The sequence below is a fragment of the Brevibacterium sp. Marseille-P9724 genome (genome assembly GCF_902500275.1).
GTDB lineage: Bacteria > Actinomycetota > Actinomycetes > Actinomycetales > Brevibacteriaceae > Brevibacterium.
This window is the reverse complement of sequence record NZ_LR722991.1, coordinates 1-13,873: the sequence shown is the minus strand read 5'-3', so window position 1 is coordinate 13,873 and position 13,873 is coordinate 1. Positions and strand designations below refer to the sequence as shown.

Below are 13,873 nucleotides of genomic sequence, written 5' to 3'. Positions count from 1 at the left end.
GCCGCGCAAGCCCAACAGAGGAGGAACAATGCCGAACTCACCTTTTGCCAGGCTCAACGACGTACCGCGTTTCGAACTGACCAGCACCGATGTAGCCGAAGGGCAGCGCCTTCCGCAGGCTCAGGCCTCCGGGCTCATGGGCGTTGACGGCGGCGAAGACGTATCTCCACAGCTTTCGTGGAGCGGCTTCCCCGAAGAGACCAAGGCCTTTGCCGTCACCTGCTACGACCCGGATGCACCCACCGGATCCGGCTTTTGGCACTGGACTGTCGCCGATATTCCCGGAACCGTCACCTCGCTTCCGGCCGATGCCGGAAATCCCGAGGCGGGGCTTATGCCAGCAGGCTCAGTCACGGTCCGCAACGACGCCGGTGACCGCCGCTTTGTCGGGGCCGCACCGCCCGAAGGCCACGGTCCTCACCGGTATTTCTTCATCGTCCACGCTCTGTCGGAGCCGCTGGGCGTTGACGAAAACGCGACACCGGCCTTCGTCGGCTTCAACATCTTCTTCAAGTCGATCGGGCGCGCCTGGATCGAAACGCACTACGAACTCTGAGAGCCCCTATGAGCACCCCGCGCACCACCGTCGCCGTTCTCTTCGGCGGTCGTTCCAGTGAACACTCGGTCAGCTGCGTCAGCGCAGCCGGCGTCATCGGCGCCCTTGACCCGGACAGGTACCGTCCCGTGCCCATCGGCATCACCAAGAACGGCACCTGGGTCACGGTCGAAGACCCGACCGCCTTCAGCTTTGCCGACGGCGCAATGCCAGAAGTCGAAGAGAACGGTTCGGCTGTCTTCGTGTCGCCGTCCACGCAGGGTGCTTCGCTGCTTGAGCGCACCGCCGACGGCGCTGTTCGAGATCTTGGTGAGATCGATGTCTTCTTCCCCGTGCTGCACGGTCAGTTCGGCGAAGACGGCACGCTGCAGGGACTGCTGGAGCTCAAAGGCGTTCCCTTTGTCGGACCCGGTGTGCTCACCTCGGCCGCGGGCATGGACAAGCACTTCATGAAGACCGTGCTGCGTTCGGCTGGGATTCCCACGGCTGAGTGGCAGACCGTGACCGCGAAACAGTGGGCAGATGACCCCGCCGGGGTGCGGGCGCGGATAGCTGAGCTGGGGCTGCCGGTCTTCGTCAAACCGGCTCGGGCCGGATCCTCTGTCGGGATCAGCAAAGTCGGGTCCGCCGAAGACCTCGACGCGGCTATGGAAGAGGGCTTCGAACACGATCACAAGGTCATTGTCGAACCCGGCATTGACGGCCGTGAAATCGAGTGCGCGGTTCTGGGCTCCCACTGGGACGACGAACTCACCGCGTCCGTGCCGGGTGAGATCGTCATCTCCGGGGACCACGAATTCTACGACTTCGAAGCCAAGTACCTTTCCGCGGACGATGTCCGCCTCGAGGCTCCCGCAGACATCCCGGATGACGCCGCTCGCACCGTGCAGGACATCGCAGAAGCCACGTTCCGCGCTTTTGAGTGCTCCGGACTGACCAGGGTCGATACATTTGTGCAAGCCGACGGGACCGTGCTTGTCAATGAGATCAACACGTCGCCGGGCTTCACCCCGACATCGGGGTATCCGCACATGATGGGTAAGTCCGGGGTGAGCTACTCCGAACTCATTTCACGGCTTATCGAGATCGCGCTCGTCGACGTCGACCGGCGGTGAAAGCTGGGCCGGGGGAGTGGGCCCAGACGAGTGCTCCCGCCTCTGCTCGCCACAGTAGGTTCTGCTGATAAGGGCGAAGGTTGAGGCGATCCGTGCGATTTCGCCGCAATGTTTCCCCTGACCAGCAGATTTGGGCGCGGTGGGCTGGGCAAAGAGCCTCAGCCTTCGGCTTTGCCGCCTACGTCCTCGGCTCCAACACATTCGCGCTGCGCTTCGATCTGCTTGACGGCAGCTGACAGAGCCGACAAAGACTCAGCGCCGGCAGCCTGCGTGGTGTCGAGCGTGATCTCAACGGAGGGGCTGCGGCCGTAGGATTCAAAAGTCCACGTGTCTCCTTCGCCTTCGCGGGAGACCCAATCGACGTCGTCAGCGCGCACACAGTGGTCGGTCGACGGGGCGGGCATTTCCCCGCCGCAGCGCAGAACAATGGCGCTTGGGTCACCCCACGCGGCTGTGGCCTGGGAAGACGCGCGGCGCTTCTCGTGTTCGCCGATGACTTCCGGCAGTCGCAGCATGACGTCGGCACAGGCCGGGTCAGTTGCGTGCGGCTGCGGTTCGACGACGACAACCGGCGCACACGCCGCCAGCCCGACAACCGTCGAAAGGCCGATGGCTGCGGCGGAGAGCTTCCTCAAAACCATGTCATTAAGGGTATCGCCCGCCGTTTCGCACTAGGCTGAGGCCCATGTCCAGCAAGCCGAACCATCCGGGGTCCGCCGAACCCGAGACCAGCGACGGCACAGCCAACGTCGCGAGCTCTGGCTCCGCGTCCCAATGCAGTCCTGACCCTGCAGATCTGAACCTGAGCGATGTCGGCGAAGACGGGGTTCTCGACCAGATCTTCTCGGTTCTGGGGCAGGCGTCGGAACCTGCCTCCGGGCTGGTCGTCGGCCCCGGCGACGACGCCGCCGTGTCCCGGGCGCAAGGAAATCTGGTGTCCAGCGTCGACATCCTCACCGAGGGTGCTGACTTCCTGCCCGAATGGTTCGACCCCTACAGACTGGGCGTGAAAGCCGCCGCACAGAACCTCGCCGACATCTGCTCCATGGGTGCGCAGCCGCACGGTCTGCTGCTGGCTCTGGCAGCCCCAGATGACACCCCCGTCAGCACGGTCCGCCTGTTGGCGCAGGGGTTGGCTGACGAAGCCGCACGAGGCGGAGCTTCTGTAATCGGGGGAGACCTGTCGTCTTCGGCTTGTCTCACCTCGACTGTGACGGCACTGGGTTTTCTCGACCGGGGCCTGACCCCGGTCACACGGATTGCGGCCGAGCCCGGCCACGATGTGTTCCTTGCCGGAACCGTCGGCTGGGCGGCTGCGGGACTCGCTCTGCTCTTTGCCGGAGTGCGGCTGGGAGACGACCTCCGGCTCGACCCGTTTATCGAGGTGCAGTTGGCGCCTCGCCCTGATTATGCGGCGGTGCGGGACCTGGCGAGGTGGGCGGCAGCCGGGATCGACGCCTCGGATGGTTTGGTCGGCGACTTGGGCCGCGTTGCCCGAGCCTCCGGTGTGCGCATCCGCTTGGATGAAGCCGCTGTTGAGCGACTTGCTGAGCCGCTGCTGCCGGCAGCACAGCACCTGGGCACCCCGGAAGTCGCCCGCGAATGGGTGCTCGGCGGTGGGGAAGACCATGGTTTCCTCGCCTGCGGCCCAGCCGACTCCGCTCCGGTAGGGTGGACGCGAATCGGCGCGTGCGAAGAAGGCCAGCCGGATGTCCTCGTGGGCACCCGCTCGGCAGCTGACAGCGCCTATCGACACTTCTGACACGGCTTGGCGGAAACGGACATGGCAAACGACAACAGCATGCGCTTGGGCGGACTGCTGGCTGCCCGCTGGGCGCGGCAGGCAGTGGATCGGATGCGCCGCCAGCGCAACAGCATTGACTCCATCAACGTGTTCCCGGTGGCTGACGGTGACACGGGTTCGAACATGTACGCGACCGTGAAATCCGCTTACAGTGCAGTTGAAGCCCTCGACGGGTCGGCGACTCTTCCCCAAGTGGTCGAGGCGATGGCCGCCGGTGCGCTGCGCGGTGCCCGGGGCAATTCGGGTCTCATCCTGGCTGTGGCCCTGCGGGGAGTGGCCGACGAGCTCGGTCAGGCGCAGCTTGCCGACGGCAGTCTCACGCCCGATCGCTTTGCCTCGGCAATTGAACTGGCCGCACAGCGGGCACAGGATGCGATTGCCGAACCGACCCACGGCACAATGCTGACGGTGCTGCACGCAATGGCTGAAACCGCCCGCGCACAGGCTGATAGGGGTGCGGGACTGGTTGAGCAGATTGAGGCGGTGCGGGCCTGCTCGATTGCCGCGCTGCGGGACACAACGGGGCAGCTGGACGTGCTCGGTCAGGCGCAGGTCGTCGACGCCGGCGCCACCGGAATTGTTGAGATCTTCGACCTGCTGTACCTCACCGTCACCGGGGGAGCGGTCGGCGAAGCCGCCAGTCCCACCGCGAATCTGACGGCAGTCCCGCCGAAAGTCACCAGCGGAGAGCTGGGGTGCAGGCCGCACGAGGACGGTGCTGCCAGTGCCCGAGGGGCCGGTGCCGCGGGGCAGGCTGCCGCTGGGGCCGACACTTTGGAACTCGTGTTCACACTCAGCGACAGCAAGGATCGAACACGCCCTCTCAAGCGCATTCTCGCGAAGGCTGATGCCCGCTCGGTTGTCATTTCGTGGCCCATGGTGCACGTGCACGTGAAGAATGAAGACCACGCGCTGCGCGTTCTGCGCGAGGTTGAACAGTACGGGCTGGCGCAGCTGCGCGCGGAAGACTTGGTGAATGGCGCAGACCACGGGCCGCTGCGCGCAGCGGCTGCGGTTTCCACAGCGCCGCTCATGCTGCGGGCCGCGCTGACAGGGGCGGTCGCCGTCCTGCTGGACCGCGGCGGACAAGCTCACACCCTGCTTGACGTTGTCTCCGACGGCAACACGACGGTGCTCGTTGCCGACAGCCCCGAAGGGCAAGCCGCCATCAACGCCGCAGCCGCTGACGGGGTTCACGCGATCACCACCGGCAGTCCCATTTCGATGGTCAGCGCACTGGCGGTATTCGACCCGAACGCAGACGCCGCCGAAGTCGCAGACGACATGGCCGATGCGGCTGGAATCGACATCCGCAGGCTGTGCTTTGCCGGACAGTCCGCAGCCGGCCCGCTGGTGTATTCGAAAACCGATGTGCTGGTCCTGTCCGAGGGCCGCATCCTCTTCATTGAACACACTCCGGAAGCTGCCATCGTCGAGGCCATTGCGCGTCTGGCCCCAGAAGGTGACCCCGAACTCATCACCATCAGCTACGGCCAGCAGGCAGCTCCGCACATGCGGGGGGCGATAGAAGCCGCCGTCCGCAGCACCTACCCGCAGGCGGAAGCCGAAATCTTCGATTCTGACCTCAGCGGGGTCTGCGCTGATGTGGGTGTGGAATGACAACACTGACAGACTTCGTCAGCAGCCGTGATGAAAAAGCGCTCGCCAAGCTGGGCGTCAGCACGGTCGGCGAACTGCTGCGGTACTTCCCGCGCACCTACATCCACCCCGGCACCGTCACCGAAATCAGTCGACTGGAGGCTGGGCAGACAGCAATCGTCTACGCCACCATCCAATCGGTGAACACCAGGCCCATGCGCAACCGGCGCGGCACCATCACCGAAGTGACACTGGCAGACGAACACGCCAAGATCACTGCGACCTTCTTCAACCAGAAATACCTCGCAGAACAGCTCAAGACCGGCACTCGCATGGTCCTGACCGGCGACATCAAGGTCTACCGAAACTCCCTGCAGATTCAGAATCCCCGCTGGCTGGGACACGAGGACTACATCGACCGCGGCGACATCGAAAATCCCATCCCCATCTACCGGTCAAGCAAACAGTTCGCATCCGATCGGCTGGCAAAAACCATCCGCACCGTCCTCGATGCCCTCGGCCCAGAAGACTTCGCAGACCCCATCCCCGCAGAAGTGCTCGCCGACCACGGCCTGCCCGGTCTTCGCCAGGCCCTCACCATGATTCACCGTCCCGGCAGCGAGTCCGATGTGAAAGAAGCCATGGCGCGCTTTCGCTTCGAAGAGGCCTTTGCTCTGCAGGCGGAACTCTACGGTCGGCGGCAGCGGGCTAAGGCCGAACAGTCCGTTCGCCTGCCCGGCAAGGTCGACGGGCTGCTGGCCGCTTTCGATGAGTCCCTGCCGTGGTCGCTGACCAAATCGCAGCGGCGGGCGGGCACGGAGATCTCGCGCGATCTCGATTCGGATTCGCCCATGAACCGGCTTCTGCACGGTGACGTCGGTTCGGGTAAGACTCTCGTGGCAATGCGGGCAATGCTGCAGGCGGTTGACTCCGGTCGGCAGGCGGCGATTATGGCTCCCACGGAAGTTCTCGCGGCACAGCACTTTGAGAGCTTCTCCCGCATGCTCGGTCAGCTGCGCACCGATGACACCCTTTTCTCGCGTGCTGAAGGGGTGCGGATTGCGCTGCTGACAGGTTCGACACCGCAGGCTCAGCGGCGCACCACCCTGCTGGATTTGGCCAGCGGGCAGATCGACATCATCGTCGGCACTCACGCTCTGCTGTCGGAAACGACGATCTTCGCGGCCCTTGGCCTGGTTGTCATCGACGAACAGCACCGCTTCGGCGTCAATCAGCGCGAAGCTCTGCGCACAAAAGCCGGGGGAGTCATCCCGCACGCTCTCGTCATGACCGCAACTCCGATCCCGCGGACGGTAGCCATGACGGTCTTCGGTGACCTCGACGTGTCCACTCTGACGGACATGCCGGGCGGGCCGAAGAAGATCGCAACTCACGTTGTCGCTCTGGGCACCCATCCGCACTGGATCTCCCGGGTGTGGGAGGTTGTGGCCGAGCACGTCGAGTTGGGACTGCAGGCCTATGTTGTCGTCAGCAGGATTGAAGACGACCCAGAGCTGTTCGGGATTGATTCGGCGCTGGCTGCGATCAACTCTGTTCCTCGGCTGGCAGGCCGTCGGATTGAAGCACTGCACGGGCAGATGTCGCAGGAGGACAAGGACGCCGTCATGGCGGAGTTCACCGCCGGTGACATTGACGTTCTCGTCTCGACAACCGTCATCGAGGTCGGCGTGGACGTCCACCGGGCCCGCGCCATGGTCATCCTCGACGCTGACTGCTTCGGCTTGGCCACACTGCACCAGCTGCGAGGCCGGATCGGCCGTGACGGCCAGCAGGCGATCTGCTTCCTCGTCACGTCCCGAAGCACCGACGACGAGGCTGTGCAGCGACTGACCACGGTCGCCAGCACCTTGGACGGCTTCCGGATTGCCGAACACGATGTCGACAACCGCCGCGAAGGTGATGTTCTGGGCCGCGGCCAGTGGGGTTCGCGCAGTTCGCTGCGCTATCTGCGGGTTCTGCGCGACGAGGGTATTGTCGCTGCGGCTCGCACCGCCGCGCACGCCTATATGGACGCTCACCCGGATGGCACTGCCGAACTGCACGCTTATGTTGACGGCCTTGTGGGCGATGACCTCATGGAGGTGTCATGACGCGCATCATCGCAGGTCAGCTGGGCGGGCGCAGGATCGACACCCCTTCTGGGTCTGATACCCGTCCCACATCTGACCGGGTGCGCGAATCCCTTTTCGCCCGCCTGGACTCCCTGGGAATGCTCGTCGACTCAAACGTCCTCGACCTGTTCGCCGGTTCTGGGTCCCTGGGCCTCGAAGCGATCTCCCGGGGTGCCGCCCGGGCCGTGTTTGTTGAGCGCGCCGGCAAGGCAGCCCAGGTCGTGAAGAAGAACATTCGCATGCTGGATCTTGAAGATGTGTGTTCCGTGCAGGTGCGCGCCGCCCAGCCGGTCGTCGAAGCCCTTGCGGGTTCAGACGAGCGCTTTGATGTCATCTTCGCCGACCCGCCCTATCCGCTGGGGGAGTCCGAGCTCGCCCAGCTGCTCGAAACTGCCGCGCTGCTGCTGAAAGACGATGCTTCGCTTCTTGTCATAGAGCGAAGCGCACGTTCGCCTCGGCCCCGGCTGCCGCATAGTCTTAGCGTGTACGCGAAGTCTCTTCACGGCGAAACCGCGCTGTGGCTTGTTGAGAGGAGCGGAGAATGAAGGTCGTCTGCCCGGGCTCCTACGACCCGATCACCCTGGGACACATAGATGTGGCGCTGCGTGCGGCAAAGCTTTTTGACGAGGTTGTGCTCGCCGTTGTGCACAATCCGAATAAGACCGGCACCTTTCCCGTTGCCGAGCGGGTCCGGCTGATCCGCGAATCTCTCGCCGAAGCCGGCGGGCCTGACAATCTCACAATTGACGATGTGCCCGGTGGTCTGCTGGTCGACTACTGCCGCGAAGTGGGCGCAGTTGGTGTGGTCAAGGGCATACGAGGCGGCACCGACTATGCCTATGAGCTCCCGATGGCGCGGATGAACAGCGAGATCGGGGATATCGAGACCATTTTTCTGCCCGGCTCGCCGCGTTTGGAACACGTGTCGTCGTCGCTCATCCGCGAAGTGCACGCACTCGGCGGAGATGTTTCATCTATGGTGCCCAGCCCCGTTCTCACAGCGCTTGACTCTCTGAAGAACAAGTAGTGCGCCCAGGCTGGTTTTTCGGGCTCGTTCTCCACACGGTCCTTCTGCACGGCACGTTCAATGCCGCAAAGGTCATGGTGTCCTATAAGACCCTGGCTGAGGGCGGGGATGCTTTTGCCGTCGGTCTGATGGTCACGGCCTATTCGTTCGTTCCGCTGTTTGCAGCACTTGCGGTCGGCAGGCTTGTGGACCGCGGCCTGTACGTGCCTGTCCTCTGGGTGGGTACGGCTGCCTGTACTGCAGCTTTGGCTGGTGCCGCACTGTGTTCGGGGATACCGGCTCTCCTGCTGTTCTCGATGCTTCTGGGGTTGGGACAGCTGCTCATGACGGTGTCGTCGCAGGCGTTCATTCCGGCTTCCTTTGGTCCGAGAGAGCTCAATTCTCGTTTCGGCACTCTCACGCTGGGTGTGTCGATTGGGCAGACGCTCGGCATGCCGCTGGCGGGGGCTGTCGCTGCCTGGGCGAGCAGTGGTGACGGCCCGAATGCCGAGGCGGGGCTGTGGGCAATGTGCGCGCTCGCGGTTCTTGCGTTCCCCTGTGTGCTTGTTGTCATGCGCCGTCCCGCCGCCGAGCGGGTTGCCAAGGCCCAGGCGAAAGCTGCCGCGGTTCCGCCGCTGACGCTTCTGGGCACTCCGGGCATGAAGTCCGCAATATTCGCCTCCATGGCCACCCTGGCCGCCATTGATCTGATGAGCGCCTATCTGCCGGTCATCGGAGAGGAACACGGCCTGTCTGTTGTCGTGGTCACCGCTCTCATCACGGTGCGCACGATAGCCACGATTGTGTCGCGTGCTGTTATGGGTTCTCTGACGGCTCGGTTCGATTCGATGCTGCTGCTGTGGTTGTCGTCGTTGGCTGCCGGGATCACGGTTTTTGCCATACCGCTGTGGGTGTGGGTGCCGTTTTTGGTGTTCATTATGGTGGTGTCGGGTTTCGCCTTCGGGCTGACTCAGCCGCTGACGATGACGTGGGTGTCGATGCTCGCGGCATCTGGCAACCGGGCGGCTGTCATGGCGATTCGCCTGGCGGGCAATCGGCTGTCACAGGTGGTCATGCCGGTTGCGGCATCTGCCGTGGCATCCTTGGCCGGGGTCGGTGCGATCTTCTTCCTGTCCGGTTCGGTGCTGGTGCTGGCGGCAGGACTCACAATGCGGGCACCGCGCCCGCAATCAGCCCAGGCGTCTGACCGTTAAGCTCATCTGCCTGCCAGGTCCAGCAGGTCGCCCACGATCGAGATGGCAGTGAGTGCACTCGTCGACGGGTTGTGCGGTGAGGGCGCACTGGAGATGCGGAAGGTGAAGTCACCCGCGGGTCCTGCCGCTTCGATGTCGTGGAAGGTGGGATCATCCGATCCATTCCCGATCAGCTCAACGCGCACCCTGGCCAGCGAGGTTCGCAGGGACTCGGGCGAAATACGGCCGTCGGAGAGATCTCTTTCGGCGGTTGCCCATGCCAGCGCTGTTGCCACGTTGAGGTTCGAGGGGAACTTCTCAATCGCCTCTGCCGGGTCGCCGTCAAACACGCGCGCAGTCTGCCCCGCCGGCAGCTGCGCCAGCCGAGTGCGCTCATCTTTGCTCATCCAGTCCTGCATGAGGGTCGGCGCTTTTTTCGTGGTGGTGATGGACACACGGTCAAAACCGAGCAGAGCAGCCGAGCGCAGCACGTCGAAACCGCCGATCGCGCCGTTGGTGACCACCAGGTCAGGCATGTCCAGCAGCGCCTGGGCAGTCGGCTGGTGGGCGAGGGCTCCGACACTGGTCAGCACGAAGGGCTTGCCGATCGCGGCTATCCGCTGGGCGTAGGCGCGCACCGCGGCACCACCAGCGCACTCAACGATGACATCGGCTCGTTCAGCAGCCTCTTCCAGGCGCTCCTGCCTGAAGATCGGGATATCGGCCTCACGGTCGGTGTCACGGTGGACGACGGCTCCGCACAGCTCAACGGCGCGGTTCTCAAGCAGACTCCGAATGTCGTTGGCGATGGTGCCCATGCCTATGAGCAGCGCTTTCACTGTGTCCGCCCCGCAGAGTCGTGCCCGGCTGCCTCAGCGTCGTCTTCGTCGGCATTCGCCTCGCCCTTTCTGTGGAGCACGGGGTAGAGAGCCCAAAAGGCGACCGTGCCGGCTGCTGCACCCAAAACTGCCGAAAAGAACGTGTTGACCAGCCAGCCCAGGGCGGCCCCGAATGCTCCGGTCGCAGAGGCGACAGCTGTTTCACAGGCGTGGACGAACTCATAGAGGGGACTGAAGCCCAGATCGTGCATGCCGACCAGCAGAATGTGTCCGCCCACCCACAGCATGGCGATGACGCCGACAATCGACAGGGTCTTCATGACAATCGGCATGGCCTTCACAATGCCGAGTCCCAGCTTTTCGGTTGTCGGCTTCTGCGCCAGGTGCAGGCCGATGTCGTCCATCTTCACAATGACGGCGACGACACCGTAGACCAAAGCGGTGATGAACAGCGCGACTGCAACGAGTGAGATAAGCCGGGTCCAAAAGCCCATGTGGTCAACCGTGGACAGCGCGATGACCATGATTTCGGCCGACAGGATGAAGTCGGTGCGCACAGCGCCGCGGACAATCTGCTTTTCCTGTTCGGGACCGCGTTCGACCGCAGGGGCTTCCTTCGCCTGCGAACGGCCCAGCGCGAGCTCCCACAGCTTCTCGGCACCCTCATAGCTCAGATAGAGCCCGCCGATCATGAGCAGAGGGGTGAGCACCCAGGGGACAAACTGGCTGAGCAGCATAATCGCAGGCAGGATGAACACCAGTTTGTTGATAATCGACCCGCGGGCGATCTTCCACACCACGGGAAGTTCGCGGGCCGGTGAAAAGCCGTCGACATAGCGCGGAGTCACAGCGGCGTCGTCGACGACAACGCCGGCGGCCTTGGCCGAAGCGCGCCCGGCGGCCGCACCGATGTCGTCGATGGATGCGGCGGCTGCGCGCGAGAGTGCGACAACATCGTCAAGAAGGGCGGCAAGACCACCGGCCATAGGAGGGTCCTCACTGTTGAAATGCGGGTCAGAACGATTCTACGGGCAGAAGCCGGCGGCCACTCCGATGCCGCGGCGACAGAGCACAGAACAGTGTGCAAAGGGCTCTATCTGCACGGTGCGCAGGTGATTTGCCCGGCCGTGGCGGACTGGACTATGATAGAGCGCTGTGTGTCATCAGGGGCGCACTGATTTCGACGGTGATCGACGCTTGGGAAACGCGAAAGGGGAAGAGCCGTGGAACGCAAAGATCTGCAGCTCGACCTGCGGAAGCTCGGCATTGCCGACAAGCCCGGCGCGTGGACGGACGTCGAAGAGACCGTTGCCGCCCCTGAGGATCTGCGGAACGAAATGATCGGCGTCCCGGAAGGGGATCCACTCAGGGTCAGTCTGCGGCTGGAAAGCGTTGTCGACGGCATCTATGCCTCGGGAACCTTCGAAGCCCTGGCCAAAGGCCAGGACGCGCGGACGCTCGAGGATCTCGAACTGCCGCTGTCGGTCGACGTCCAGGAGCTTTTCGTCTACGAACTTGGAGAAGATGAAGACTCCTACGCCGTTGAACGCGATAAGATCAACCTCGAACCGCTCATCCGCGATGCAGTCGTGATGGCGCTTCCGCTCAACCCGGTGAACTCCGACGACGATGGTGAATTCACGTACACCGTCGGCGAATTCCCCGAAGACGAAGAAGCGGGATCGGTCAACGATCGCCTCGCGGCACTGAAACATCAGTTAGAGAAGAAAGAGAGCTAGACGTGGCTGTTCCGAAGCGTAAGATGTCGCGCAGCAACACCCGCCACCGTCGTTCGCAGTGGAAGGCTCAGGTCCCCGGCCTGGTCAAGACTGTGGAGAACGGTCGCGTTGTGTACTCGCGCCCCCACCACGCAAAGCTGGTGGAAGACTCCAACGGCAACCCGCTGTTCCTTGAATACAAGGGACGTAAGGTCGCTGACGCCTGACACTATGACTCAAGCGCAGAATCTGCGTGAACTCAACGAGCGTCTCGGGATCGACATTGATCTCGAGACGCTTCGTCTTTCACTCACACACCGTTCCTACGCCTTTGAAAACGGCGGCATCCCCACCAATGAGCGTTTGGAGTTCCTGGGCGACTCCGTGCTGCAGCTGGTGGCCACCGAATGGCTCTTCCACAACAATCCGGCGATGGCCGAAGGGCGTTTGGCGAAAATGCGCTCCGCTGTCGTCAACACCCGCGCCCTGGCAGCCGTGGCCCGCCAGTACCGGATAGGCGACTATCTGCTGCTGGGCAAAGGGGAAGAGCTCACCGGCGGGCGGAACAAGGACTCCATTCTGGCCGACACGGGCGAAGCGATCATCGGCGCCTGCTATGTCAGCCAGGGTCGGCAGACGGCGGAAGACCTCGTGCACAGATTTGTCGACCCCATGCTCGATGACGCCGTCAACCTCGGCGCCGGCATGGACTACAAAACCACCCTGCAGGAAGCTGCCGCAGACTTGAACCTTGGGGTTGTTGCCTACGACATCACCTCTGAGGGCCCCGACCACGCGCGTGTCTTCACAGCGCACGCCCGCCTGGGCACAGCCACGTGGGGCAGCGGTGAGGGCACGTCGAAGAAGAATGCCGAACTCGCTGCAGCAGAAGCCGCTGTCAAGGCGATTCGGGCCAAACACCCCGACTGGTCCCGCGCCTGATGCCGGAGCTGCCCGAGGTCGAGCACGTCCGTGCCGGGCTTGAACCGTGGGCGGTCGGTTCGCGGATAGAAGCGGTGCGGGTGCTCGACCCGCGGATTCTGGGCACAACATCGCAGCGCACTGTCGAGCCCGCCGCCGTTGACAGGCTGACTGCGGCTGTGCCCGGAGCTCTTGTCGAAGGGGCGTGCCGCCGAGGCAAGTTCATGTGGCTGCCCCTGGCAGCAGGCACCGTCTTTCCCGACTCCGCAGCCGAGGTGCCGTCCGGCTGGGCAGTGGCCCTCCACCTCGGCATGTCAGGGCAGGTGAGGATCCACACCGCCGCAGAAGCCATGCACCGGCACACGCGCGCCGTGTTCGACATGCGCTCAGCCGATGGGACCCAGTGGCAGATGCGCTTTGTCGATCAGCGGATCTTCGGCCATATTGGCCTGGAACCGCTTGTGACAGGGATTGGTTCGCCGCGTCTGGTCGCAGCATCCGCGGCCCGGATTGCACCGGATCCTTTTGAAGAGGGCTTCGACGCGGCCGCCCTTGCCCGCACGCTCAAAGGGCGGCGCGTTGCTGTCAAGGCGGCTCTGCTGGATCAGAGTCTGGTGTCGGGAATCGGCAATATCTACGCTGACGAGGCGCTTTTCGCCGCGAGAGTCCACCCCGCCGCCCGCACCGACCGGCTGCGCATCAGCAGGATCGAAAACACTCTGCGCGCCGCTCGGGAAGTCATGGCCCGGGCCATTGAAGCCGGTGGAACGAGCTTTGATTCGCTGTATGTCAATGTCAACGGCGAATCCGGCTACTTCGACCGCAGCCTCGGAGTGTACGGAAAAGCCGGTGGTCCGTGCACGCGCTGCGGGGCGACCGTTCGGCGCAGCGCCGTCGCAGGACGCTCATCCCACTGGTGTCCCGCCTGCCAGAAGCCCCAGCGGCTGCGCTGAGCGGCCGAGCCTGCTGCGGGCTCGGCCGGCTGTCGCG

The 13,873-nt window shown here is 63.9% G+C and carries 15 protein-coding genes; 12 read left to right on the top strand and 3 right to left on the bottom strand.

All coding sequences use genetic code 11. The features are described from left to right. Positions 1-28: 28 nt before the first annotated feature. Entirely contained in the window at positions 29-556 is a 528-nt protein-coding gene (locus GC119_RS02865) for a YbhB/YbcL family Raf kinase inhibitor-like protein (RefSeq protein WP_070573571.1), read from the top strand. An 8-nt stretch (positions 557-564) separates the two neighbouring features. Continuing rightward, positions 565-1,671, top strand: coding sequence for a D-alanine--D-alanine ligase family protein (locus GC119_RS02860; RefSeq protein WP_151952400.1), 1,107 nt, complete (start codon positions 565-567; stop codon positions 1,669-1,671). Positions 1,672-1,829: 158 nt separating this feature from the next. Here GC119_RS02860 and GC119_RS02855 read toward each other — a convergent pair whose 3' ends face one another. Continuing rightward, a complete protein-coding gene (locus tag GC119_RS02855) occupies positions 1,830-2,312 on the bottom strand; it encodes a DUF3515 domain-containing protein (RefSeq protein ID WP_151952399.1) in 483 nt (160 codons plus the stop codon). A 44-nt stretch (positions 2,313-2,356) separates the two neighbouring features. On the opposite strand from GC119_RS02855, the gene thiL reads away from it, so the two are divergent. The 6 genes from thiL to GC119_RS02825 are packed head-to-tail and all read left to right on the top strand — an operon-like array spanning position 2,357 to position 9,426. Beyond that, positions 2,357-3,433, top strand: a complete 1,077-nt coding sequence (thiL, locus tag GC119_RS02850) for a thiamine-phosphate kinase (protein ID WP_151952398.1) — start codon at positions 2,357-2,359, stop codon at positions 3,431-3,433. Between the two features lie 21 nt (positions 3,434-3,454). Then, a complete protein-coding gene (locus tag GC119_RS02845) occupies positions 3,455-5,095 on the top strand; it encodes a DAK2 domain-containing protein (RefSeq protein ID WP_151952397.1) in 1,641 nt (546 codons plus the stop codon). Beyond that, the gene (locus GC119_RS02840) at positions 5,092-7,185 is read left to right on the top strand and encodes an ATP-dependent DNA helicase RecG (RefSeq protein WP_151952396.1); all 2,094 of its coding nucleotides are present in this window, start codon (positions 5,092-5,094) and stop codon (positions 7,183-7,185) included. Before GC119_RS02845 ends, GC119_RS02840 begins: the two co-directional genes overlap by 4 nt. Continuing rightward, a complete protein-coding gene (gene rsmD / locus GC119_RS02835; protein WP_151952395.1) occupies positions 7,182-7,751 on the top strand; it encodes a 16S rRNA (guanine(966)-N(2))-methyltransferase RsmD in 570 nt (189 codons plus the stop codon). The genes GC119_RS02840 and rsmD overlap by 4 nt, the downstream gene beginning before the upstream one ends. After that, entirely contained in the window at positions 7,748-8,233 is a 486-nt protein-coding gene (coaD, locus tag GC119_RS02830) for a pantetheine-phosphate adenylyltransferase (protein WP_151952394.1), read from the top strand. The genes rsmD and coaD overlap by 4 nt, the downstream gene beginning before the upstream one ends. Continuing rightward, on the top strand, positions 8,233-9,426 hold the full coding sequence (locus GC119_RS02825) for an MFS transporter (protein ID WP_151952393.1): 1,194 nt from the start codon (positions 8,233-8,235) through the stop codon (positions 9,424-9,426). Before coaD ends, GC119_RS02825 begins: the two co-directional genes overlap by 1 nt. 2 nt (positions 9,427-9,428) lie before the next feature. Here GC119_RS02825 and GC119_RS02820 read toward each other — a convergent pair whose 3' ends face one another. Beyond that, positions 9,429-10,244, bottom strand: coding sequence for an aspartate dehydrogenase domain-containing protein (locus GC119_RS02820; RefSeq protein WP_151952392.1), 816 nt, complete (start codon positions 10,242-10,244; stop codon positions 9,429-9,431). Then, positions 10,241-11,230, bottom strand: a complete 990-nt coding sequence (locus GC119_RS02815) for a DUF808 domain-containing protein (protein ID WP_151952391.1) — start codon at positions 11,228-11,230, stop codon at positions 10,241-10,243. Before GC119_RS02815 ends, GC119_RS02820 begins: the two co-directional genes overlap by 4 nt. A 237-nt stretch (positions 11,231-11,467) precedes the next feature. On the opposite strand from GC119_RS02815, the gene GC119_RS02810 reads away from it, so the two are divergent. Genes GC119_RS02810 through mutM form a run of 4 tightly spaced genes read left to right on the top strand, consistent with a single transcriptional unit; the run spans position 11,468 to position 13,836 of the window. After that, on the top strand, positions 11,468-11,983 hold the full coding sequence (locus GC119_RS02810; RefSeq protein ID WP_070777585.1) for a YceD family protein: 516 nt from the start codon (positions 11,468-11,470) through the stop codon (positions 11,981-11,983). 2 nt (positions 11,984-11,985) lie between these two features. Further along, positions 11,986-12,189, top strand: a complete 204-nt coding sequence (gene rpmF, locus GC119_RS02805; RefSeq protein WP_019174811.1) for a 50S ribosomal protein L32 — start codon at positions 11,986-11,988, stop codon at positions 12,187-12,189. A 4-nt stretch (positions 12,190-12,193) separates the two neighbouring features. Further along, a complete protein-coding gene (rnc, locus tag GC119_RS02800; RefSeq protein WP_151952390.1) occupies positions 12,194-12,904 on the top strand; it encodes a ribonuclease III in 711 nt (236 codons plus the stop codon). Further along, a complete protein-coding gene (mutM, locus tag GC119_RS02795) occupies positions 12,904-13,836 on the top strand; it encodes a bifunctional DNA-formamidopyrimidine glycosylase/DNA-(apurinic or apyrimidinic site) lyase (RefSeq protein ID WP_151952389.1) in 933 nt (310 codons plus the stop codon). Before rnc ends, mutM begins: the two co-directional genes overlap by 1 nt. Positions 13,837-13,873 lie beyond the last annotated feature (37 nt).